The sequence below is a fragment of the Legionella shakespearei DSM 23087 genome (assembly GCF_000373765.1).
GTDB lineage: Bacteria > Pseudomonadota > Gammaproteobacteria > Legionellales > Legionellaceae > Legionella > Legionella shakespearei.
In genome coordinates this window covers 1-23,239 of sequence record NZ_KB892407.1, presented here as the reverse complement: position 1 = coordinate 23,239, position 23,239 = coordinate 1, and the positions used below count along the sequence as shown (strand labels likewise).

Sequence of the window (23,239 nt, the reverse complement as noted above, 5' to 3'; positions counted from 1 at the left end):
ACAGGAGCATTGAATGTTTGAACACCTTCCTAATTATCAGAAAGCGGATCCTTCCCTCTGGCAGGGCAGAACAGACACGGCAAATGCGGAGCGATTTTTTCAAAAAATAAACTTTGTTAACCTGCAGCAAGAATTGGTTAGTGATGAAAAAAAGACTGTTTTCATAGGCTTTTCCAGCGATACAGGAGTTACACGCAACCAGGGCAGGCCAGGAGCCAGACTGGGACCAGATCAGATTAAAAGTCAGTTAGCCAGACTGCCCTGCCCTGATAATCGCCAATACATCGATTTAGGAAGCATTTCCTGTGAAGACGGTGACCTGGAATCTGCCCAAGCCCAATTCGCCAAGGTGATTGATCATTGTCATCAACTAGGGCATAACACCATAGCCTTTGGAGGCGGACATGAAATAGCCTGGGGTCACTATCAAGGTTTGGCACCCCATTATCAAAAATTGGGAATTATTAATTTTGATGCCCATTTTGATATACGCCCCTGGGAAACGGGTCAGGCAGGAACATCAGGCACCCCTTTTTCACAAATCGCAGCTGCTTGTAAGGAAAATAAACGGTCTTTTGACTATTGTTGTATGGGCATCCAAAAGTTTGGCAATACGCCCACCCTCTTCCAGCGTGCCGAAGAACTTAATGTTCAATATCTAACAGCTGAAGAAATCAATGAACAAAGTCTGGCATGGCAACTGGCCTTTCTAGATGACTTTATGCTGAATCTGGATCATATCTATCTGACAATCTGCCTTGACGTACTGGCAGAATGTTATGCTCCTGGCGTTAGTGCACCTCAAACTTTGGGTCTGACTCCCTGGCAAATACTGCCACTGTTAAAATATATTGTGCAAAGTGGAAAAGTTGTTAGCATTGATCTTGCGGAACTGTCCCCCCCTCTGGATCAAGACCAAAAAACTGCTAGACTAGCGGCTGTTATTATCGCAGAATTGTTAGATATTAATTAAGGAGTTATTCATGAAGAATACAATGTTGTCAGGTGCTTTATTTACTTTGCTGTGTACACAGGTTCAGGCAGAAGCAACTCAACAGACTGTAGAATCACAAACGACTGCACCAGCCACTACGAATACACCTACAGTGACACCAGGCCAGACACCTGCGGTAATTCAAAACACTACCGATACCCAGCAAAATCAAACCAATCAGGTTAACCCTGCCCAGCAAGATCAAACTGTCAATCAGCAACCAACCCAAACGCCACAAACCACACCACAGGGGCAAACAGGTACTGACGTGCAAAATGTGCAGCAGGTTCCAGTGCAACAGGCAGCACCGGTTATCGATTGCGACTATAAAATTCCAGCAAGCGTCAAAACCATTGACCAGAGCATTGTATTAACCTGGTCAGAAAAAGCGATTACCCAGGCTTTTGATTTTGATCCAGCGACTCTGGATGCTCAACTCATGAAATTACAGGCATGCTTTACTAATGAAGGATGGCAAGGCTTTAATTCTGCCTTACAAAAATCGGGTAATCTTGATGCAATCAAATCTCAAAAGCTGAACGTGAGCAGCCAGTTGGATGGTCAGGCGCAAATTACAGAAGCTAAAGACAATCAATGGAAAATCAGCCTGCCGTTACAAGTCGTTTATCAAAATGACAAGGAAAAAGTAACCCAGTTACTGAATGTGAATTTGACTGTAGGAAGAAAAATCACCGGTGATCTTGGCATAACCCAAATGATTGCAACACCACGAACTACTGTTCAGCAATCAAATGATGCAGCAGCAGGCAATGCACCATCGTCTGTCACTAATGGCACAAACAACCAGGCTGCTCCTACGACCAACGGAACAGTGCCGCAAACTACACCAGCCACAGATACTACTACAACAAACAATCCTGCTCCACCATCTAATTAATTTTAATAATTGTAAACAGCGTTCAAGGAATTGGACGCTAAATCATAGGAAGATTATGCGTGTATTCTCTACTGGACTATTATGCGTGTTAGCCTTGAATGCGCATGCAAATGTCATTCAGTATTTTGCTGGAATTAGTTATAACAATCCCTCTGAGCTGTTTAAAGTTAAAAAAAATACCTTTCTCATAGGCGGCACAGGTTCTTACGCTGATTTACGATTTAAAGGCGATGTTCTCAACTTTAATACTGGCGGATATGACTCAGGGATTAATAATTCGCGCACCACGACCTTACTTCCCTATGGGCGACTGGCCAGACGCCTTAATGACAAGCTGGTGATTGGCCTTGATGTAACAGAACCCTTTAATTCGAATCTGAACTGGGGTAATGATGCGTTTACCAAATTTGCTGACACACAAAACTATCTGACCGATGTCGATATAAGCCCTAAACTGTCTTATGCGGTGAATAAAAAATTATACGTAGGTGGTGGTCTGAACTTCAACTTTCTACTGAATAATGAAGTCAACTGGGCTTTTCCTACCGGACAATTTACCTCGGCAACGTTGATTAACAAAACATCCAGTTTTGGCTTGGGCTATAATCTTGGTGCTACTTATATGATTAATGAGACTAACTTTCTTGGTTTGACTTATTATTCACGAATCAGGCAAAACACTAAGGGTGACAGCTCTCTGGGCTCATTGTACAGCAATAATCTGTTATTCAGTTTCAGCATGCCAGCAACAACTATTGCCAATTATGTCCATATTTTCAACCCTACCTGGCTGGTCAGTTTGCAAGCATTTAGAACGGAGTGGAATGCGAATCAATACGTTCGTTATATCAATACGGCTGTTCCGCCACCATCCAGTAATTTCCTGTTTGATATGCATTTTGATGCCTCATACGCCTTTCTTGCCGCGGTAAGAACCCAGTTTTCCCAAAACCTGGGTATTGCTTTGATAGGCATGATTGATGATGGGCCAGAGCAGGAAAACTTAAGAACCATCACCTTCCCTTCAGATACACAATATTTAGTCGGTCTGGCTGGCGATTATCATTTTAATGCCAATACAACCATTGAATTAATGTACGGCCATGTATTCTCTAATACGACTATTAATAATACAGTAAAGGTTAATAATGCCTCTCTCCCATTTACACGCGGCTTTGTTAATATTAATGCGAATGTTTTGGATCTGAAGTTAAAGATTGAGGCATAAACCGTAGCCCGGTCTGCTTGCAGCCGGGATCGCAGTGGCACCATGCCACTTTCAGGAGATCCTTCGCGCAAAAAGACGCGCTCAGGACGACGTAGTAATTAAATCTGGTTTAACCAGCTTTCCAAAACGATACTGTTTCCCAAGCTATCAGATAGTGAAATTGCTTCTTGCTCTCTCATATCGCTTTTTAGGATGCAATGATTCACCGTATCAATCTGATAGGTATAAAGCGGTTTTTCGCCGCTTACCCTGATTTCAACAGGTTCCTTTTCATCATAGCGCTGAATAATGCATTTATTTTCTGCATCCGGCAACCAGGGATTGGAAATGACCTTCAAATGACCCTCTGAGCCCCAAATATCAAATTGCCAAACCATTGCAAAATCGTCTGCGGTAGATACTGTGGCTATGCTGTGATCGGCAAATTTGAGAATGACGCTGGCCTGACTGTCCGTTTGATTGTCTTTATTCCAGCGTCCTGTTCCAATGATTTCCACAGGCTCGGCGCCTGCCAATAGTCTGATCAGAGAGACGGGATAACAACCCAGATTACGGATGCTGCCCCCTGCAACTGGATTAGCCAGATGGGCAATGGGTGCGGTATAGACTGCATTATATAACCTGATGTCCCCCAGGATTTTGCTTTGCACTAATTCCTGTAGTTTTTTGCTAAAAGGATGACAGCGATACATCAAAGCTTCCATACAAAAAACACGGGTTTCCTCCAGGACTCCCAGCACCTCATGAGCTTCAGCAGCATTTAGCACAAAAGGCTTTTCACATAAAATATGTTTACCAGCCAAGGCACAGCGAATGATCCATTCTTTGTGGACATGATTGGGTAATCCAATGTAAATGGCATCTATCGCAGGATCATCAAGCAGGCTTTGAAAATTGCCATAGGCCTTGGAGATTTGATGTTGTTCGGCAAAGTGTTTGGCTGAAGACAGCGAACGGCTTCCGACAGCAAGTAATTCACTGCTGGTTGACGCGTGTATGGCTTTTGCCATTACTTCAGAAATAAAACTGGTTCCCAATATTCCCCATGTGATTTTTCCTGACATGATGATCCTTTTTGGTTATGTGCGTACACCATCCCCGGATCTACGTCGTCCTGAGCGCGTCTTTTTGCGCGAAGGATCTCCTCAAAGCGGCATGGTGCCAATATGGGGAGATCCTTCGCGCAAAAAGACGCGCTCAGGACGACGGGGATCCGTGGAGACGACGCGGATCCGGGGACGACAGAGATCGAACTTAACGCTTGGCTACCGCTGCTGGTTTGTTCACACCATTTTCATCAGGATAAGCCAGTACGATTACTTTAGTACCCACGCGCATAAACTCTTCGTTCAGCCATTTTGCAGCACTGGGGAAAATACGGACGCAACCATGGCTTGATGGACGATCAGGCACTTCGTAAGCGGCATGGATGGTGAAGCCTTGATAGAAGTACATGCAATAAGGCATTTTTGCCCCGCCTTTTGTATCTACCGGATATTCACCAGAGCGGCATTCAAGACCTCTTTTGTTATAGACACGGAATGTTCCTGTTACGGTTCGGCAAGATTTTGATGAATTTTCTTCACATTGATCAACGCCAGCAGAGCCACTACCGGTCATAACCCTGTTGCCTTCTTCATCATAAGCAGCCCAGGCTGAGGCTTTGGGATCAAAAATAAAAACGCGTTCACCCGGTGCTTTAATTTGCATGGGGAAATAATCTCGTCCTCTTTTATCCCTTAAATAATGAATCGTACGATGAACATAACCGGCATCGTCTGTAATAAGGGTAGACTCATCGTATTCCACGCAAGAAGTCAAACCTATGCAAAGCAGTAACCCTGCCCATAACAACTTTTTCATTTGAATTTTATCTCCGCACGCCAGGTGCTGTTGATTTTTCGACTCGTGATCGAAGTGTTAAGATTTTCAACTCAAGCCAGCTAAATGTCAATAAAGCTCTGGTAACAATATATTTATCTGTTCACCAGGATGACACATCCTGGTGAACGGTGATCCTGTTAATTATCCTTTAACCGTCGATATTTAATACGTGATGGTCTTGTTGCCTCATCACCCAAACGACGTTTTCTGTCCGCTTCATAATCACTGTAATTTCCTTCGAAGAAGGTAATTTGCGAATCACCTTCAAAGGCCATTAAATGAGTACAAATACGATCCAGGAACCATCTGTCATGCGATATGACAATCGCGCAACCAGGGAAGTTGAGAATAGCTTCTTCCAGGGCACGTAAGGTTTCAACGTCCAAATCGTTACTGGGTTCGTCAAGTAACAACACGTTACCACCACTCTTCAATAGTTTGGCTAAATGAACGCGGTTGCGCTCTCCACCGGAAAGTTGTGACATTTTCTTTTGTTGATCGGTTCCCTTGAAATTGAAGCGTCCAACATAAGCGCGTGATGGCATTTGAAAACTGCCGACCTGCATAATGTCATGACCATCTGAAATTTCCTGCCAGACTGAATTATCGGCATTTAAATCATCTCGCATCTGATCCACATAAGCCATTTGGACTGTTTCACCAATGCGGATAGTACCGCTATCTGGCTCTTCCTGACCGGTGATCATTTTCAGGAATGTTGACTTACCTGCACCGTTGGGTCCAATAATCCCCAGAACCCCACCTTTGGGAAGGACGAAATCCAGATTTTCAATCAGGATTCTGTCGCCAAAGGATTTACTGATCTTTTCGCCTTCAAGAACCAAATCACCCAAACGCTCACCTGGTGGAATATAAATTTCATTGGTTTCATTACGTTTCTGGAATTCTTTAGAATTCATTTCTTCAAAACGAGCCAAACGAGCCTTGTTCTTGGCATGTCGTCCTTTGGGAGAAGTACGTACCCACTCCAACTCTGCCTTGATAGCACGTTGATGAGAGTCTTCCTGTTTCTTTTCCATATTCAGGCGTTCTTCTTTTTGTTCCAGCCAGGAAGTGTAATTCCCTTTGTATGGAATACCTTCACCGCGATCCAGTTCCAAAATCCACTCAGCTGCATTGTCGAGGAAATATCTATCATGGGTAATGGCCACAACGGTACCAGGAAACTCTTCAAGGAAATGCTCTAACCAGGCAACACTTTCTGCATCGAGGTGGTTGGTCGGCTCATCGAGCAATAACATATCAGGATTTGAAAGCAACAAACGGCACAAGGCAACGCGGCGACGCTCCCCTCCTGATAGTTTACCAATCACCGCATCCCAATCCGGTAATCTTAAGGCATCAGCCGCTACATCCAGCTGTCTGTCCAGATCCCAACCGCCGCAGGCTTCAATTTCGTTTTGCAACTCACCTTGTTCAGCAAGTAAAGTATTCATTTCATCATCGCTCATTGGCTCTGCAAAACGCATACTGATTGCGTCAAAACGATTTAATTTATCTTTAATTTCTGCCACACCTTCTTCAACTACTTCACGTACTGTTTTTTCCAGATCCAGCTTTGGTTCCTGTTCCAGATAACCAATTCGGATTCCTGCTTGTGGCCGTGCCTCACCTTCATGCTGGGTATCAACACCCGCCATGATACGTAACAGAGTTGACTTACCTGAGCCGTTTAAGCCTAAAACACCAATTTTAGCGCCAGGATAAAAGCTTAAAGAAATATCTTTTAAAATAAAGCGTTGGTTTTCAACGATTTTGCTCACCCGGTTCATGGTGAAAATATACTGTGCCATACATACTCCAATTTTCTTAATCTAAAGGCCTCGCATCAAGGCCATCATCCTGTTCATTATTCCCAATCAAGAATTACTTTTCCTGATTGGCCAGATGCCATAATCTCAAAAGCTTGCTGATATTGGTCAACGGCAAAATGATGGGTCATTACGGGTGTAATGTTGAGCCCACTCTGTAACATGGCTATCATTTTATACCAGGTTTCAAACATTTCACGGCCGTAAATACCTTTAATCACCAGACCTTTAAAAATAACCTGGTTCCAGTCTATTGCTGTTTCCTGAGGAGGAATGCCTAATATCGCAACATGTCCGCCATGATTCATGGCCTTCATCATATCATTTAAAGCCATAGGATTACCCGACATTTCCAAACCAACATCAAAGCCTTCTGTCATGCCAAGCTCAGCCATAACGTCATCGAGTTTTTCATGTGTTACATTGACCGCTTTGCTGACGCCCATTTGTCTGGCCAGTTCCAGACGATGGTCATTGACATCGGTGATCACCACGTGTCTGGCACCTATATGTCTTACTATGGCTGCAGCCATAATTCCTATTGGACCGGCACCTGTAATCAATACATCTTCACCCACCACATCAAAAGCCAGTGCGCAATGAGTAGCGTTACCAAAAGGATCAAGGATTGACGCCTGATCGCCAGTCACATTATCAGGAAGTGCTATGACGTTAGACGCGGGAAGAGCCAAATACTCGGCGAAGCATCCGGGACGATTTACCCCTACTCCCAAAGTATTACGACATAAATGACGCTTTCCAGCACGGCAATTACGGCAAAACCCGCAGGTAATATGCCCTTCGCCAGAAACTCGTTGCCCTGCTTCCAAACCCTGTACTTCTTTTCCAACTTCGACAATTTCACCATAGAACTCATGCCCTACAGTCATAGGAACAGGAATAGTGGCCTGAGCCCAGTCATCCCAGGTGTAGATATGAATATCTGTACCGCAAATTGCAGTTTTTTTGATTTTAATCAATACATCATTTACACCGTATTCTGGAACTGGCACATCCTGCATCCAAATCCCGGGCTCTCGCTTTGCTTTGACCAATGATTTCATGTAGTACCTCAGAATAATTAAATTTAAATTACAGCAAATTCCTTACCTGCTGTTTCAAACGCCTTTAATGCTTTATCAAGATGATGTAACTCAAGAGCTGCTGACATTTGAGTGCGAATACGCGCCAGGCCCTTTGGCACAACCGGGTAGGAAAAACCTACCACATAAATACCCAATTCAAGTAAACGATTGGCAATTTTTCCAGCCAGGCTGGCATCCCCTAACATCACAGGAATAATGGGGTGCTCTCCTGGTATGAGCTTAAAGCCCAGTTGTTGCATTCCATCACGGAAGTACTGGCTATTGCGCTTTAATTTCTCTGACAATACATTGCTCTTGCTTAAATTATCCAAAACCAGTGAAGAGGTATGGGCAATAACCGGCGCCAGAGTATTGGAAAACAAATAAGGCCTGGAACGTTGGCGCAACCATTCAATGATAACACGATTGGCAGAAGTATAACCGCCTGAAGCACCGCCTAAAGCTTTGCCCAGAGTTCCAGTGATGATATCAACACGGTCAGTAACGCCAAAATGTTCGGGAGTGCCTCGCCCTGTTTTACCCATAAAACCTACGGCATGAGAATCATCTACCATCACCATGGCATCATATTTATCCGCCAAATCGCAGATAGCGGGAAGATTGGCGAGAATACCATCCATAGAAAAAACACCATCCGTAGCAATCAGACGGAATCTGGCATTTTTCGCAGCAATTAACTGTTCTTCCAAAGCCTTCATGTCGTTACTGGCATAGCGATATCGCGCCGCCTTACACAAACGGACACCATCGATAATACTGGCATGGTTGAGGGCATCACTGATTATTGCATCTTCTTCACCAAGCAAGGTTTCAAAAAGCCCTGTATTTGCATCAAAGCAGGAAGAATATAATATAGTATCTTCTTTGCTTAAAAAGTGACTGATTTTTTGTTCCAGTTCTTTGTGTGGTGTTTGGGTGCCACAGATAAAACGCACTGAAGCCATTCCATAACCATACTCACCTAAAGCTTTTTGCCCTTCAGCAATTAATTGCGGATCATTGGCAAGGCCGAGATAGTTGTTGGCACAGAGGTTAATCACCTCTTTATTATTTACCGTTACATCAGCTTGTTGTTGGCTGGAAATAACTCGCTCTGATTTAAACAGTCCTTCATCTTTAAGTGTTCCCAGTTCAGTTTGCAAAAAATCGATGTATCTCTCAAGCACTGTACTCTCCGATAAGATGATAAAGGGGACAAATAATAGCAAATTTTAAACATTGTCACCATGAAATACGAATAAGAAAAGCAAGAACTTTTTTATTTCGATATTAATGCTTAGCACATAAGCCGAATTCTTGCTAAAATTGCCTCAAAGTTTTAACCTAGTAAGGTTTGCTGACGTTTCACCCGGTTCAATGAACCCCTGGTAAAAATTCAACAACCTCAAATAATTAACACGGTATAATAAATGAGCAATCAAAGCGCACGTATTAACATGATCAAACAACAATTAAGAACTGGTGATGTTCTTAATGATTCCATTCTTGATTTATATGATCTGCTTCCTCGCCATGAATTTGTTCCTGAGCTCTATGTTCCATTTGCCTATTCAGACATGCAAATTCCATTAGCTCATGGCCAAAGGATGCTTACTCCTTTGGAAGAGGGAAAAATTCTACAGGCCTTAGCGCTTAAAGGTACCGAGACCGTGTTGGAAGCAGGTACAGGCAGCGGATTTCTGACCGCCATGCTGAGTAAATTATGCAAACAGGTCATAAGCATTGATTATTATTCAGAATTTACGGCACAAGCAGCCCAAAAGCTTAAGGCACATCATTGCCACAATGTAGAATTAATAACGGGTAATGGATGTAATGGATGGTTGGAAAAAGCGCCATACGATGTTATGGTATTCACCGGTGCTATAGAAAAACTCACCGAAACACATAGACTTCAGGTACTTCCTGGTGGAAAATTATTCGCAATAGAGGGCAAAGCCCCTGTGATGCAAGCGCGCTTGTACAATTTAGACCATGACGAAAAGTGGACGGAATCTATGATTTTTGAAACTGAGATTCCACCTTTTGTGGATCAGTTAAAACCAAAAGAATTTGTATTCTAGGGAATGCTGGAATGAAAAAAACGCTTCTGTTCTGTGTTATAACCTTAAGTCTTTCGCCCAGCGTACATGCGACAGATTTAATGGACATTTATGAACAAGCCCTTGAAAATGATACTGTTTTCAAAAATGCTTATGACACCTATATGTCCAGCACAGAAGCAGTACCGCAAGCTCGCTCCGTTCTTTATCCCCAGGTCGGTTTTACTAGCCAGGCGGGACGCAATCTGCAAAAAGTTACCGCAGGTGGTTTAGGTACAGACCAGTATTATTCCAATAATGTATGGCAGGTTACAGCATCTCAGGCAGTCTTTAATTATCAGGCATGGGCAAAAGTGGCTCAGGCTAAAGCATCTGTCAAGGCTGCCCAGGCAACATTTAATGATGCCGCCCAGAATTTGATCCTGAGAACAGCAAAAGCCTATTTTGATGTGCTTTTCGCCAAAGATACTCTGGATTTTGCTGAAGCTAAAAAGCGCGCCAACAAACGCCAGTATGATCAGGCCTCACAACGGTTTCAGGTTGGTCTTGATGCGATCACTTCTGTTTATGAAGCCAAAGCCGCTTATGATCAATCCATTGCAACGGTTATTTCGGCACGGAATAACCAGGTCAACCAAAGTGAAAATTTAAGAAAACTGACGAATCACGTATACGAAGCACTCGCTCCACTGCGTGACAGCAGGATTCCGCTCATCAGTCCCGAACCCAATGATGTAAACCAATGGATTGATACCGGAATAAAACAAAATTACAAACTCTATGCTGCAAAATATAACCTTGAAGTAGCCAAAGAGAATATGAAAGCGCTCTCAGCAGGAAACTGGCCAGTGTTCTCTATTCAGAGTAATGCAACCCAAACCCGGAATGCTGTTGCAGGAAGTTCCTTTTTCGTACCTTCCCGCCAGACGCAGGCTAATGTTGCCCTTGCTATGAACTTTCCGGTGTTTCAAGGTGGGCTGGTTCAATCGCAGACTCGCCAGGCTCAGTACAATTTTCAGGGTTCTGCGGAACAAATGGAGCAGACCTACAGAGATGTAGTAGTTAACAGCCGTATTGCCTTTAACACCATTACTGATGGAATTAGCAAGGTTAAAGCAGACAGGCAAACCATCATTTCCCAGCAAAACTCACTGGAAAGTACAGAGGCGCAATTTGAAGTGGGAACTCGTACCATGGTGGATGTGGTGAATGCCCAGCAACGTTTGTTTGAAGCCCAGGAACAGCTGGCAAGAGATCAATATGATTTGATTAATTCAATTTTAACTTTAAAATATCTGGCTGGTACATTGAATGTCAATGATATTGAACAGATAAACTCATGGTTAGCCACTACTCGGGTTAATGGATTTTCCTCTGTAGGCAGTGCAGCCTCCAAATAACATAATCAGGTTGTTTTATGTCGTCCAATCCTTCTTTAGTTGAAAAAAAAATACTGCATTACACCGGTAAAGCCATTGCGGATTTTAATATGATCCAGCGAGGCGATCGGGTAATGGTCTGTTTGTCCGGTGGTAAAGATTCTTTTACCATGCTTACTGTTCTTGATCAGTTACGGCGTCGTTCGGGTAACAAGTTTGAAATTTTTGCTTTTACTCTGGATCAGGCACAGCCAGGTTGGGATGACTCAGTTCTTCGCCAATGGCTTGCTGACCGCTCTATTCCTCATGAAATCCTGACACGTGATACCTACAGTATTGTTAAAGAAAAAGTGCCTGAAGGAAAAACCTATTGTTCTTTATGTTCCCGTTTACGCCGCGGTATTATTTATCGCTATGCTGAAGAAAAGGGGTTTACCAAAATCGCTTTGGGACATCATCGCGATGATATGATCCGTACTTTTATGATGTCAGTTTTGTACAATGGCGATATACGTTCCATGCCACCCAAATTACTTAGCGACAATAAGAAGCATATAGTGATTCGTCCCATGTGCTATGTACAGGAAAAAGACATTATTACTTTTGCGACAGAACAGGCCTTCCCCATTATCCCTTGTAATCTTTGTGGCTCGCAAGAAAATCTGATGCGCAAAAAGGTAGCGCGTTTGATTGATCAGCTGGCGGAAGAAAATCCCAAAGTTCCCTCTAACATGCTTCATGCCTTGCAGAGCATTAAACCCAGCCAATTGATGGATCAGAGCATGTGGAACTTCAAAAACCTGGAACAGGAATTGTTGAGCCCAAATCAGGTTGATGAAACAGAGCTCTTTGCAGCCGAAGAATTTGAGGATGTTGAAGGGGTATAAGAAGTCTGTACTTCTCAGCAGAAAACCTTGCTGAGTCCAAAGAAAACCTTGATTCCGCTACGCGGCATCAAGGCTACAGCTTTTTGAATTAATAAAAAACCCATCTTTACAAAAATTAACCTGTTACATTCTTTACAAATCTATTACACTAGGTATAGTCTATGCGTTACTTAGAGATGCGCCATCGGCATCTCTATAATATGGTACAGGGACAGCAATTAAATTTTTCTTATTCTGTAAGAAGAACCATTTAACCTTAAATTAGATTTCAGATACAGGAACTTCCCAATGATCAGGAGAAAAATAATTAACCTGCGTAAACTTCGTGTGTACAGCAAGCGTTATTTTAAATTTGATTTTGTTGCCGCCATAGTTGTATTTCTTGTCGCAATCCCTCTATGCCTTGGTATTGCGTTAGCCTCCGGCGCCCCACTCTTCTCCGGAATTTTAAGTGGTATTGTCGGTGGTATTGTTGTTGGAGCCTTAAGTGGTTCCGAGGTGAGTGTCAGTGGTCCGGCTGCGGGAATGGCTGCTGTGGTGGTCACTGCTATAACCCAATTAGGTGATTTTAATACATTCTTACTGGCAGTCATGTTCGCAGGCTTGTTTCAGCTGTTTATTGGAGCATGTAAAGCTGGTTTTGTTGCTGACTATGTCCCAACCAATGTCGTGCAAGGCTTACTTTGTGCTATCGGTATTTTATTAATCATCAAGCAATTACCCCTTGCGTTTACCCTTTCTGCTGATTTTGATGAACTTAAAACCCATTTGCTTGAAACCACTGAGGTGATTGCCCTAAGCCCTTTGCTTGCCCTGTATCACCATATTAATACGGGTGCCATGATCATTACCTTTCTATCCCTCAGCATACTGATTTACTTCGAATTCACTAAAAATAAAGTATTAAAGGAAATACCAGCCCCAATTATAGTAGTTATTCTGAGTGTATTTTTAAACGAAATCTTTCAATGGACAGGTTCATCTCTGGAACAGAATTCCCCCCAATTGGTAAATATTCCCGAAACAACCGGTCTTTACGAGTTTTTCAGTCAGCTACAATATCCAGCCTGGGGAAGCTGGGCTAATCCCAAAGTATACCTTTATGCCTTGATTATAGGAACCGTTGCCTCTTTGGAATCATTACTTAACTTAAAAGCAGGTGAAAGGCTGGATCCACTGAAGAGACACAGCTCTTCAAACCAGGAATTAGTTGCGCAAGGAGTTGGTAACGTTGCTGCCGGCCTTATCGGAGGGATTCCTGTAACTTCAGTGATTGTACGAACTTCCATTAACATTCAGGCAGGTTCAAAAACTAAAGCCTCCACGATTTTACACGGTATCTTTATTCTGTTTGCTGTAATGCTCATACCCGCTGCCCTGAATAAAATCCCCCTGTCTTCGCTTGCAGCTATTCTGATGTATACGGGGTATAAACTAAATAAACCCTCTATATACCGCACTATTTATGCACAAGGGAGCGACCGCTTTATTCCTTTTATTGTTACAGTAATCAGTATTCTGGCCTTTAATTTGTTAGCGGGTATTTTAATAGGACTGACCGTCAGTTTGCTCTATATATTAAAATCGAACAGCCAGGCGCGCATCGACATTATCAAGGAAATATATACCAATGGTGTTACCAATCGTCTGGTTTTACCGCAGCAAGTAACTTTTCTTAATAAAGCCGCTCTAATTGCTGAACTGGATTCTATTCCCAAGCACTCACAGCTTATTATTGATGCCCGTTATTCCCAGTACATTGATAAGGAAATTTTAGAGTTACTTAATGAGTTCAAAGACGAACAAGCCCCTGGGAAACACATTGCCTTGAACCTGACAGGATTTAAAGACAGCTATCAAATTCATAACTACATTGATTTTATCAACGTCACTACTTATGACGTGCAAGCCAATCTGTCTCCGGCCCAGGTACTTAACATATTACATGAAGGTAATCTGCGCTTTCTTGAGGACACACGTATTCACCGCTCAAACAAAATAGATGTGAAACATACTGCAAAAATGCAGCATCCTATCGCAGTTGTACTTGCCTGTATTGATTCACGAGTGCCTGTCGAAACTATTTTTGATATGAGCTTTGGCGATATATTTTGTATACGTGTTGCCGGTAATGTGGTGAACGACGATATTCTGGCCAGTGCCGAATATGCCTGTAATATAGTGGGTGCGAAATTGATCGTTGTTTTAGGCCACACTCGCTGTGGTGCTATTCAATCTGCCTGTGATGGAATTAAAAAGGGACACATTACGCAATTACTTGCTAAAATTGAACCGGCTATTAAGGCGGAAAACCAGATAAAAGAAAACCGTAACGGACTAAACCCGGCTTTCGTGAACCGTGTGACAGAATTGAACATTGCCAATACCCTGCAAACAATGTACAAGCGCAGCAGTATCATAAAAACAATGATCAATGATGATGAAATCGCAATGGTCGGCGCGGTATATGATGTAAGCAGCGGTAAGGTAAAATATAAAAACTACGCTCTGGAGCTTATCGAACTGGATGAAACGGCAAATAAACTTTTAGCCGAAAAGTCAGAGCAAGTACTTCAGGAAGCGAAAATAATTTAAATAGCACGCGTAGCCCGGTCTGCTTGCATCCGGGATGGTACCACTTCGATCCCGGCTGCAAGCAGGCCGAGCTACAAACTGACGTCTAATACGAGCTACGAAATCTGGCTCTTTTTCATACTTTGCCATTCCCCATTCCCCGAACCACGTCGTCCTGAGCGCGTCTTTTTGCGCGAAGGATCTCCTGAAAGTGGCATGGTACCAATATTTGGAGATCCTTCGCGCAAAAAGACGCGCTCAGGACGACGTGAATCGGACAAGCAGACCGGGCTACACTGCCTGCCAGGATTCAAATGGGGGAATCTCTAAATTTCCTCAGCCTGGTTTTGGCACATAAACTCAATCCAGGCTTTGATTTTAGGCTGCATGTAACGGCCGGGATGGTAATATAAAAAGACCGGGATTTGTGGCATGTGACAGGAAGGCAGTATTTTAATTAAATCACCACTCGCAAGTGCATCGGCGACCTGATAATGATGCAATGCGACAATTCCTAATCCTTTAATCGCGCACTCTCGCATGGCATGTGCGTCATTCAGATACAATACCGGTTTTAAATAGACCGTTTCACCTGTGGGAAATTTCCACAGATCATTAGGCTCTCTCATAGTATGGGTAATGTATTGATGCTTTGCTAAATCAGCAGGCTGCATGGGAGAGCCATGTAAAGACAGGTAGTGAGGTGATGCGCAAAATACATAGCGGGTGCTAGTAATTTTTTTCTGAATGGAATTGGAAGCGACTTGGGCTGACATACCGAAAACCACATCCAAATCTTCTTCCAAAAGATGAGGAATATGCTCGGCAATCTGTATATCAAGAGTGATTTTGGGATAATTAGCCATAAAGTGCGGCAAACGTGGCATTATAAAATGCTCAGCAAAATAACGAGAACTTTTAACCCGGAGTAAGCCTGTTGGTTCGTCTTTAACTGCTGCAATAATGCTATCAGCTTCCTCTAAGGCAAGTAATACTTTTTGTACTTCGCGATAATAAGTTTCACCAATTTCAGTCAATGCGACTTGCCTGGTAGTCCGATGCAAAAGAAGCACACCCAACTCGGCTTCCAGAAGGCTAACCTGCTTGCTGACGGCAGCAGCCGAAACACCCATAGCTTTAGCTGCTGCAGTAAAATTGGCACATTGAACCACTTTACAAAAAGTATGGATTAATCCCAAAGTATTCATGATGTATTCCTGAATATCACAACCTCAAGGATAGCATATAAATAGCATTTTAAAGGAACTCGGGTATAATGTTGACCTTATAATTCGGACTCAATCAGGAGCAGAAATGCGGGCTTCACAATGGTTTTTAGCAACTCAGAAAGAAACGCCAAGTGATGCGGAAATCACTTCTCATCAACTCATGTTACGAGCTGGCATGATTCGTAAATTAGGTTCAGGCCTTTATACCTGGATGCCTATCGGCCTGAAGGTTCTCCGTAAAGTGGAGCAAATTGTCCGTGAAGAAATGAACCGTATTCATGCAATGGAAGTATTAATGCCCGCGGTGCAACCTGCAGAGTTATGGCAGGAAACCGGTCGTTGGGAAACCTTTGGCGGCCAGTTGCTTACTATGAAAGACAGTAATGACCGGGAATATTGCTTTGGCCCAACTCATGAGGAAGTAATTACTGATGTCATGCGTAATGAGCTGCAATCATACAAGCAATTGCCAGCCAGTTTTTATCAAATCCAGACCAAGTTTCGTGATGAAATCAGACCTCGCTTTGGTGTGATGCGCGCACGGGAATTTATCATGAAAGATGCCTACTCTTTTCATTTGAATCTGGAAAGCCTGCAGGCAACTTACCGTGATATGTACCAGGCTTACTGCAGAATATTTGATCGTATGGGGCTGAAATATCGTGCTGTAGAAGCAGACACCGGAGCAATTGGTGGCTCTGCATCCCACGAATTCCAGGTGCTTGCTGATTCAGGTGAAGATTTGATTTTTTATAGCGATGCCAGTGATTATGCTGCCAATATTGAACAGGCTATCAGCCTGAAACCGGAAAAGGCGACTAAACCGGCAAGTGAAGCAATGCAATTGGTTGATACACCGAACAAGAAAACCATCGCTGAAGTGGCCCAGTTTCTTAACATTGCAAGCGATCAAACAGTGAAGACCTTGATTGTTCAGGGTAAAGAACATGCTATGGTTGCTTTGGTATTACGTGGTGATGACGAACTCAATGAAGTTAAGGCGATTAAACATCCCTTAGTACATTCACCCTTAATTTTTATTGATGAAGAAACTATTCTGAAGACCTTAAAAAGCCCGGTTGGCTCCTTAGGTCCCATAGGTTTAAGCATACCGATCATTGCTGATCATCATGCTTTGGCCATGTCTTCTTTTGTTTGTGGCGCAAATCAGCAAGACAAACATTACCTCCATGCTGCCTGGGAAAGAGATGCACAATATCATGACGCAGCTGATTTACGTAACGTCAAAGAAGGTGACATCAGTCCGGATGGGAAAGGGAAACTCTATTCCTGCCGCGGCATTGAAGTAGGCCATGTGTTCCAGTTAGGTGATAAATACGCCAAAGCAATGAATGCAGCCGTCATCGATGAACAAGGCCAATTGCAAACCATGATGATGGGTTGCTATGGTTTGGGCATCACCCGTGTTGTTGCAGCCGCAATCGAACAACATCATGACGACCAGGGCATTATCTGGCCTCAGGCTTTAGCTCCTTTCGAGTTGGTCATTATTCCTATTAATGGCCATCGCTCTCAAACGGTTAAAGAGAGTGCGGACGCCTTGTATCAGGAATTAAGTGATTTGGGAATCGATGTGTTACTGGATGATCGTAACGAACGCCCAGGCGTCTTGTTTGCTGATAATGATTTGATCGGTATTCCTCACCGTTTGGTAGTAAGTGAGCGAAATCTGGAGCAAGGCTGCATTGAATATAAGGCACGGACGTCTAATGACTCAGAGCAAATCAAAATGGAACATTTGGTTGATTTTATCACAAGCAAGATCCAAAACTATTAGGGTCTGTTGCCCCTAACCTTTATTACCCGTATTAGCACAGTATAATACGGGTAATAGGTCAGGGGGGATCCACTGCCATTAATTTAAGCTCTACTCCACCATCCCGCGGAACTCCTTAACTTATCGGGATAAGAAGCTGACTTATCCAGTCGTTACTTCGATGCCGTTCAGGCTGAGGAAGCGGAAATTTTGGATGTACTCCCAATGAGTAATCAACAATAGAGTGCATCGAACTGTTCCGCTTCCTTACGGTCGCGGCTCGGTTTTCTTAGCATGATGCTCTTTTGTACTCTTGATTAGCGAGGAGCAAATGAGGAAGCTACACTTAAAGATTCCTTTAATTTTTCCTCTGCTTTATCAAAATCATTTACATCGATAATCAACTGCAATTCCTGAGGTGCTGCGCCATACATCCTGTATCCTCCGGGTTGTACAAGGGTAGTGTTGTTCTGAGGTTTTTTATCGCTGCTCCATACACCTTGTCCATGAGGTCTACCCAACACCGCAGTAAGTAACTCTATGACCCGATATACTTCGGTTTCGTGATAAAAATTACGGCATCTGATGTGCGGATAAGGACGACTAACACTAACACCTGTATGAACCGTCAAATCCTGAATTATCGCATTTTCGGGAAAATTCTCTTGTAATAAAGTAAGTATTCCACTCAGATCCTCTGCAGTATTATTTTGCTGCTTTAATTGTTGGAGATAAAGTTCCAATCTCGCAGGCAGGAGTTCTTTAATAATAAAAATTACAACATCTGTACCTGTTGCCATTTTTTCTTCAAAAACTATGGCTTTATTTCTCAGTAAAGAAAATCCGGTCAATTTGGCTTTAATATTTTCTATTTCCGAATGCCCTGAGGGAAGATATACTCTGAGATCAATGGGATATAAGGGACTGCTTGATTGCAAGTACAACTGAAATCCTGTTGCCTTGTCCAGGCTCATGCAGGTATTGACTAAATGGGTAATATATTCCAGATACCCACCCGAAATAATAAAATGAGTAATACTTTGTAACAGTAGAGGATTGATACCGCTCACATGAGCAGAAGATTCAGCTGAGGGCATCAAGGTGGTATGCCGAATCAGATCTGCGTCATTTCCAGCGGATTTTACCCTGATGTAGCTTACATCAATACCGTGGGCTCCTACACGAATCGTTTCATGTTGCAGTTCAGGAGAAAAGATTGGATTGGATACTTTTAATGCATTAGTATCCGCATTCAAAAGTTTGTGCTCATCCACATGAGTGATCACAAAGAACGATGTGTTTTTATCAAAATCCTGTTTTTCCTCAAAGGCCAGTATGTTGCTTTGCTGTAAATTGGCCAAAAGCTCTCTTATTTCTTTTACCCGTATGTCATCCGTTGCCAAACCAACAGTACTTCTCAAATCAAAAGTAGAGCCCTGAGAGATCTCACGGCTCGCAGAATTGTCCAGTTGAAAAGTAAATCCTCTTACAGCGATCAAGCTATTAATTTTATCCCTAATCGCGTGAATAAGTGACTCGCCATTGCCACCTTGGGTAGCCAACAATTCAAGGATAGTTTTCATATGTTCTCTCTATAAAAAATAAAATCAGGTTACAAAATCCAGATGAGTTATGGATAAGAAGATTGATTTAAATATCTAAAAAACTGTAGCCTTGATGCAGCGATAGCGTAATCAAGGCTACGCCTATTTTAAATTAATTCCTTAACTTAATGGCAGTGATGGCACTGCTCTTCCTTGATTTCGCTTCGCTGCATTCTGGGCAAATTCTACACAAGTGCAAGTTGTTTTAATAAGGGGATGATTATATACTGGATTTTAATAGTACACAATGATAATATTTTATTATCATCCCTGTATCGAACCTTCAACTATGAATGTATTAGTCACAGGAGCTACCGGTTTTATTGCCTCCCAATTTGTTAGTGATTTGCTTGCAGAAGGACATACTGTTACCTGCTGTGTTCGCAATGTCAGTTTTGCTCAGGATTTGTTTCCGCAAGCACAAGTCATTCCCTGTGATTTTATTCATGATCAAGACCCGAAACTTTGGGTTGGCCGTCTAAAAGATATTGATGCAGTAATTAATTGCGTTGGCATTTTGTACCACCCCAATGCTCAAAATATTTGGGCGATTCATTATGCTACGCCACGCGCCTTATTTGATGCCTGTATGGTTTCTGGTGTAAAACACATCATTCAGATCTCAGCTCTGGGAGTTCATGCATCCGATTCAGCTTATGCCCAAAGCAAAAAAGCTGCTGATGACTATTTGTTGAACCTGCCTGTAGCATCAGTTATTTTACGCCCTTCTCTGGTTTATGGACGTGGTTCTTATGGCGGCAGTTCCTTATTCAGAGGACTCTCCGGTCTGCCCTGGTATATTCCTGTTCCCGGCAAAGGGGAACAGGAGTTGCAGCCTATCCATTTGCAAGACTTATCAAAGGCTGTTCTTGCTTTAATTGATACTCCAGCAGATCAGAGTATGGTACTGAATGCCGTAAGCAATGAGCGCATCAGTTTAAAAAATATTTTAGGTCACATGCGTTCCTGGCTGGGTTTTTCAAAAGCAAAATTTCTGTTTATACCTCTAAGCCTTATTCGTTTGGCGGCTTTGGCAGGAAATTTAATACCGCATTCAATTCTGAATACCGTTTCTGTTAAAATGCTGATGCAAAATAATGTGACCAGTTCTGAGGAAACGCAAAAATTTCATGATCAAATCGGTTTTATACCCCAGCCCTTTTCAACAGGCCTGTACAGGGAGCCAAGTACTGTCCAGGATCGCTGGCATGCCCGGCTGTTTTTTCTCAAGCCATTACTTAAGATAAGCATTGCTTTTATCTGGTTATTTACTGCTGCATGTTGTCTTTTTCTTTATCCTGTCACTGCATCTTACGAACTGCTGGCTCAGGTTGGGGTGAGTTCATTTTGGCAGCCGGTTTTATTTTACACTGCCTGTTTACTGGATGCCGGCATAGGTATTGCCGTCTTATTTAATATCCAGGTCCAAAAAACCAGCCTGTTACAAATCATGCTTATTACAGGATATACGGCCGTACTCACCTGGAAACTCCCTTATTTATGGTTTGAACCCTTTGCGCCACTTGCTAAAAATATTCCTCTTTTGGCCGCTATTTTAATTCACCTTGCTTTGGAGACAGACCGATAATGCTCTATCTTTGGCTTAAATTTATCCATGTGCTCAGTTCGACTATATTGTTTGGTACCGGCATTGGTACTGCCTGTACCATGCTCTATGCTCACTATACAAAAAATGTTCAGGTTATTGCCGCTACCACCCGTTATGTAGTACTTGCCGATTGGATTTTTACGGGGACCTCTGGTTTCATCCAGCCCCTTACCGGATTGTGGATGGTTTATCTGGTGGGTTATCCCTGGACTTCACTGTGGATTATGGGGTCAATTATTGGGTATGTCATTGCCGCATTGTGTTGGTTTCCGGTGGTTTATCTGCAGATCAAAATGCGTGATTTTGCGGTGGCTGCGGAAAAGGATAATACTGAATTGCCACCTGTTTATTTTCGTTATTTTAAATATTGGTTTTGTTTGGGCTGGCCTGCTTTTATTAGCCTTATTGTTGTGTTTTATTTGATGACGAATAAGCCGGCGTAGTTGTTAAAAAACTGTAGCCTTGATTACGCTATCGCTCTGAGTGATCCTCTCATATTGAGTACCATTCAGAACTATGCAGGATCGCCTTCCCCTCTCCGGGGGAAGGTGCCCGACAGGGCGGATGGGGGGATCAAAAAAGGAGTTTCTATCAAATAGACCCTGTTATTTTAGACCTTTACCTTAAATGAGTTCTCTTTTTGATCCCCCCACCCACCCTGTCGGGCACCCTCCCCCGGAGCTACTCTGCGGACATAAGTCTGTATAAAACCAGTTCATTAAAAAAATGAGGTTTATTTTTTAATGAACTGGTTGTACTAAGAGAAAAAAGGAGTATTCTGTTTTTTTTAACTGAGCAGATGACGTGATGTGGTCATGGAATTTCGTATAGTAAGCTCTTTTGTAGAAGAACGTTTAAAAAAAGTTCATCGTTGCTGTTCCAAAGGATAGTAGAAAGAATAACGGTATGTATAAAAGAGTTAAGCGATAATAGCGCGGAGAAGAAACGATTTGAACGACTTCTAAGGCATCCTGAAGTGACTCCCAATAGAATTATTCATACAGAGCAAGCCCGAGTAAAAGCCTTGATTAGTGAGCGCCATGTTTTGGCTATCCAGGATACCACAGAAAATAATTATCAATCTAAAGCAGGTCGGGTTAAAGGCTTAGGTACAGTAGGTAATGGAACAGATGCTGGTTTTTTTCTGCACCCTTTAATTGTTTTGGATGCTCATACAGGAGGTGCTATTGGATGTGCTGAAGTGACTGTATGGAATCGCACCAAAGAAGCGGATGAACAGTACCAACAGTTGCCGATAGAAGAAAAAGAATCTTATCGCTGGATTAGTACCGCTGAATCAGGGGCAAAAGTGTTGTCGAAAGCAGCCTCAGTCACCTTTATAGGCGACAGAGAAAGCGATATCTATGAATATATGGATCGTATTCCTAAACAAAACACCCACATCATCACTCGAACCCGTTGTGATAGGCTTATTGTACATAGCGATTATAGAACGCTGTATGATTATCTTGATAATACAAAAGAAGCAGGCAGGATAAGCGTTAGCATTCGTGGGGATGAACGAATAGAGCGACAAAAAAGAGAAGCGTTACTCAGCATCAAATATGGTGAAATAGAGATTAAACGGCCTAAAAAGTGCACGGATAAATGTGCTTCACCATCAATAAAACTATGGGTGGTTGAGGCAAAAGAAATAGAATGTCCTGCTGGACAAGACCCCATTCATTGGCGTTTGTATACAAGCCATCCCGTAGCGAGCTTTGAGCAAGCGCAGCAAATCATTATATGGTACCAGATGCGCTGGAACATAGAACAAGTATTCCGTACCACCAAATCAAAAGGGTTCGATATAGAGCAAAGTCAGGTTGAATCAGGGGAGTCATTGATGAAGCTCTCTTTATTTGCCCTGTTTGCGGCACTCAAGGTGATTCAATTAGTAACAGCACGAGATGGCTCTACCGAATTAAAAACATCCGATCTCTTTACACCCGATGAGCAAGTCTTTTTAAGAGGATTGTTAGTCAGAATCCAAGGCAAAACCATAAAACAGCAAAATCCTTATCCAGAAGATAATTTAGCTTGGGCTGCTTGGATTATTGCCCGTTTAGGGGGATGGCATTGTTACACGAAAAGTGAAGGACCTCCTGGACCCGTTATCCTCGCTCGAGGGCTTAAAAAATTTCATGAAATGTTCTGTGGTTGGAATTTGTACAAACTTATGTCCGCAGAGTAGCC

At 42.8% G+C, this 23,239-nt stretch carries 18 protein-coding genes; 11 read left to right on the top strand and 7 right to left on the bottom strand.

From position 1 onward, the window contains the following. Positions 1 to 13 precede the first annotated feature (13 nt). From hutG to B094_RS0110280, 3 genes are read left to right on the top strand one after another with little or no spacing between them, the layout of a single operon-like run. Complete coding sequence (gene hutG, locus B094_RS0110290) at positions 14 to 973, top strand: formimidoylglutamase (RefSeq protein ID WP_018577728.1); 960 nt, start codon at positions 14 to 16, stop codon at positions 971 to 973. Positions 974 to 983: 10 nt separating this feature from the next. Beyond that, positions 984 to 1,892: a DotI/IcmL family type IV secretion protein gene (locus B094_RS0110285; RefSeq protein ID WP_018577727.1), complete on the top strand. Its 909-nt coding sequence runs from the start codon at positions 984 to 986 to the stop codon at positions 1,890 to 1,892. A 55-nt stretch (positions 1,893 to 1,947) separates the two neighbouring features. Then, on the top strand, positions 1,948 to 3,120 hold the full coding sequence (locus B094_RS0110280; RefSeq protein ID WP_018577726.1) for an OmpP1/FadL family transporter: 1,173 nt from the start codon (positions 1,948 to 1,950) through the stop codon (positions 3,118 to 3,120). A 98-nt stretch (positions 3,121 to 3,218) separates the two neighbouring features. On the opposite strand, the gene B094_RS0110275 is transcribed toward B094_RS0110280, so the two are convergent. From B094_RS0110275 to B094_RS0110255, 5 genes are all read right to left on the bottom strand, one after another. Then, positions 3,219 to 4,184 (bottom strand): Gfo/Idh/MocA family protein, encoded by a 966-nt coding sequence (locus B094_RS0110275; protein ID WP_018577725.1) that lies wholly within the window; start codon positions 4,182 to 4,184, stop codon positions 3,219 to 3,221. 190 nt (positions 4,185 to 4,374) lie between these two features. Beyond that, complete coding sequence (locus tag B094_RS0110270) at positions 4,375 to 4,983, bottom strand: L,D-transpeptidase (RefSeq protein ID WP_018577724.1); 609 nt, start codon at positions 4,981 to 4,983, stop codon at positions 4,375 to 4,377. Between the two features lie 158 nt (positions 4,984 to 5,141). Then, a complete protein-coding gene (ettA, locus tag B094_RS0110265) occupies positions 5,142 to 6,818 on the bottom strand; it encodes an energy-dependent translational throttle protein EttA (protein ID WP_018577723.1) in 1,677 nt (558 codons plus the stop codon). A 56-nt stretch (positions 6,819 to 6,874) separates the two neighbouring features. After that, the gene (gene tdh / locus B094_RS0110260; protein ID WP_018577722.1) at positions 6,875 to 7,900 is read right to left on the bottom strand and encodes an L-threonine 3-dehydrogenase; all 1,026 of its coding nucleotides are present in this window, start codon (positions 7,898 to 7,900) and stop codon (positions 6,875 to 6,877) included. A 23-nt stretch (positions 7,901 to 7,923) separates the two neighbouring features. Then, a complete protein-coding gene (locus tag B094_RS0110255; RefSeq protein WP_018577721.1) occupies positions 7,924 to 9,108 on the bottom strand; it encodes a glycine C-acetyltransferase in 1,185 nt (394 codons plus the stop codon). A 243-nt stretch (positions 9,109 to 9,351) separates the two neighbouring features. Between B094_RS0110255 and B094_RS0110250 the strand changes: the two genes are divergently transcribed. From B094_RS0110250 to B094_RS0110235, 4 genes are all read left to right on the top strand, one after another. Continuing rightward, positions 9,352 to 10,005, top strand: a complete 654-nt coding sequence (locus B094_RS0110250; RefSeq protein ID WP_018577720.1) for a protein-L-isoaspartate O-methyltransferase family protein — start codon at positions 9,352 to 9,354, stop codon at positions 10,003 to 10,005. Between the two features lie 11 nt (positions 10,006 to 10,016). Continuing rightward, positions 10,017 to 11,384 (top strand): TolC family outer membrane protein, encoded by a 1,368-nt coding sequence (locus tag B094_RS0110245; RefSeq protein WP_018577719.1) that lies wholly within the window; start codon positions 10,017 to 10,019, stop codon positions 11,382 to 11,384. A 17-nt stretch (positions 11,385 to 11,401) separates the two neighbouring features. Next, a complete protein-coding gene (gene ttcA, locus B094_RS0110240) occupies positions 11,402 to 12,250 on the top strand; it encodes a tRNA 2-thiocytidine(32) synthetase TtcA (protein WP_018577718.1) in 849 nt (282 codons plus the stop codon). A gap of 288 nt (positions 12,251 to 12,538) precedes the next feature. Continuing rightward, complete coding sequence (locus B094_RS0110235; RefSeq protein ID WP_018577717.1) at positions 12,539 to 14,845, top strand: bifunctional SulP family inorganic anion transporter/carbonic anhydrase; 2,307 nt, start codon at positions 12,539 to 12,541, stop codon at positions 14,843 to 14,845. 305 nt (positions 14,846 to 15,150) lie between these two features. Here B094_RS0110235 and B094_RS0110230 read toward each other — a convergent pair whose 3' ends face one another. Next, on the bottom strand, positions 15,151 to 16,032 hold the full coding sequence (locus tag B094_RS0110230; RefSeq protein ID WP_018577716.1) for a LysR family transcriptional regulator: 882 nt from the start codon (positions 16,030 to 16,032) through the stop codon (positions 15,151 to 15,153). A gap of 106 nt (positions 16,033 to 16,138) precedes the next feature. On the opposite strand from B094_RS0110230, the gene B094_RS0110225 reads away from it, so the two are divergent. Continuing rightward, positions 16,139 to 17,851: a proline--tRNA ligase gene (locus B094_RS0110225; RefSeq protein ID WP_018577715.1), complete on the top strand. Its 1,713-nt coding sequence runs from the start codon at positions 16,139 to 16,141 to the stop codon at positions 17,849 to 17,851. Between the two features lie 296 nt (positions 17,852 to 18,147). Here B094_RS0110225 and B094_RS0110220 read toward each other — a convergent pair whose 3' ends face one another. After that, complete coding sequence (locus tag B094_RS0110220; protein ID WP_018577714.1) at positions 18,148 to 19,413, bottom strand: hypothetical protein; 1,266 nt, start codon at positions 19,411 to 19,413, stop codon at positions 18,148 to 18,150. A 268-nt stretch (positions 19,414 to 19,681) separates the two neighbouring features. On the opposite strand from B094_RS0110220, the gene B094_RS0110215 reads away from it, so the two are divergent. The 3 genes from B094_RS0110215 to B094_RS0110205 all read left to right on the top strand — a co-directional run bounded on the left by B094_RS0110215 (position 19,682) and on the right by B094_RS0110205 (position 23,237). Continuing rightward, positions 19,682 to 21,022: an NAD(P)H-binding protein gene (locus B094_RS0110215; protein ID WP_018577713.1), complete on the top strand. Its 1,341-nt coding sequence runs from the start codon at positions 19,682 to 19,684 to the stop codon at positions 21,020 to 21,022. After that, entirely contained in the window at positions 21,022 to 21,486 is a 465-nt protein-coding gene (locus tag B094_RS0110210) for a DUF2269 family protein (protein WP_018577712.1), read from the top strand. The genes B094_RS0110215 and B094_RS0110210 overlap by 1 nt, the downstream gene beginning before the upstream one ends. Before the next feature lie 428 nt (positions 21,487 to 21,914). Continuing rightward, the gene (locus B094_RS0110205) at positions 21,915 to 23,237 is read left to right on the top strand and encodes an IS4 family transposase (protein ID WP_169334267.1); all 1,323 of its coding nucleotides are present in this window, start codon (positions 21,915 to 21,917) and stop codon (positions 23,235 to 23,237) included. The last annotated feature ends 2 nt before the right edge of the window (positions 23,238 to 23,239 follow it).

Bases quoted from the DNA above. Each gene is read 5' to 3' on its own strand.
- hutG (WP_018577728.1), top strand. From the start codon at position 14: ATGTTTGAACACCTTCCTAATTATCAGAAAGCGGATCCTTCCCTCTGG.
- B094_RS0110285 (WP_018577727.1), top strand. From the start codon at position 984: ATGAAGAATACAATGTTGTCAGGTGCTTTATTTACTTTGCTGTGTACA.
- B094_RS0110280 (WP_018577726.1), top strand. From the start codon at position 1,948: ATGCGTGTATTCTCTACTGGACTATTATGCGTGTTAGCCTTGAATGCG.
- B094_RS0110275 (WP_018577725.1), bottom strand. From the start codon at position 4,184: ATGTCAGGAAAAATCACATGGGGAATATTGGGAACCAGTTTTATTTCT.
- B094_RS0110270 (WP_018577724.1), bottom strand. From the start codon at position 4,983: ATGAAAAAGTTGTTATGGGCAGGGTTACTGCTTTGCATAGGTTTGACT.
- ettA (WP_018577723.1), bottom strand. From the start codon at position 6,818: ATGGCACAGTATATTTTCACCATGAACCGGGTGAGCAAAATCGTTGAA.
- tdh (WP_018577722.1), bottom strand. From the start codon at position 7,900: ATGAAATCATTGGTCAAAGCAAAGCGAGAGCCCGGGATTTGGATGCAG.
- B094_RS0110250 (WP_018577720.1), top strand. From the start codon at position 9,352: ATGAGCAATCAAAGCGCACGTATTAACATGATCAAACAACAATTAAGA.
- B094_RS0110245 (WP_018577719.1), top strand. From the start codon at position 10,017: ATGAAAAAAACGCTTCTGTTCTGTGTTATAACCTTAAGTCTTTCGCCC.
- ttcA (WP_018577718.1), top strand. From the start codon at position 11,402: ATGTCGTCCAATCCTTCTTTAGTTGAAAAAAAAATACTGCATTACACC.
- B094_RS0110235 (WP_018577717.1), top strand. From the start codon at position 12,539: ATGATCAGGAGAAAAATAATTAACCTGCGTAAACTTCGTGTGTACAGC.
- B094_RS0110230 (WP_018577716.1), bottom strand. From the start codon at position 16,032: ATGAATACTTTGGGATTAATCCATACTTTTTGTAAAGTGGTTCAATGT.
- B094_RS0110225 (WP_018577715.1), top strand. From the start codon at position 16,139: ATGCGGGCTTCACAATGGTTTTTAGCAACTCAGAAAGAAACGCCAAGT.
- B094_RS0110220 (WP_018577714.1), bottom strand. From the start codon at position 19,413: ATGAAAACTATCCTTGAATTGTTGGCTACCCAAGGTGGCAATGGCGAG.
- B094_RS0110215 (WP_018577713.1), top strand. From the start codon at position 19,682: ATGATAATATTTTATTATCATCCCTGTATCGAACCTTCAACTATGAAT.
- B094_RS0110210 (WP_018577712.1), top strand. From the start codon at position 21,022: ATGCTCTATCTTTGGCTTAAATTTATCCATGTGCTCAGTTCGACTATA.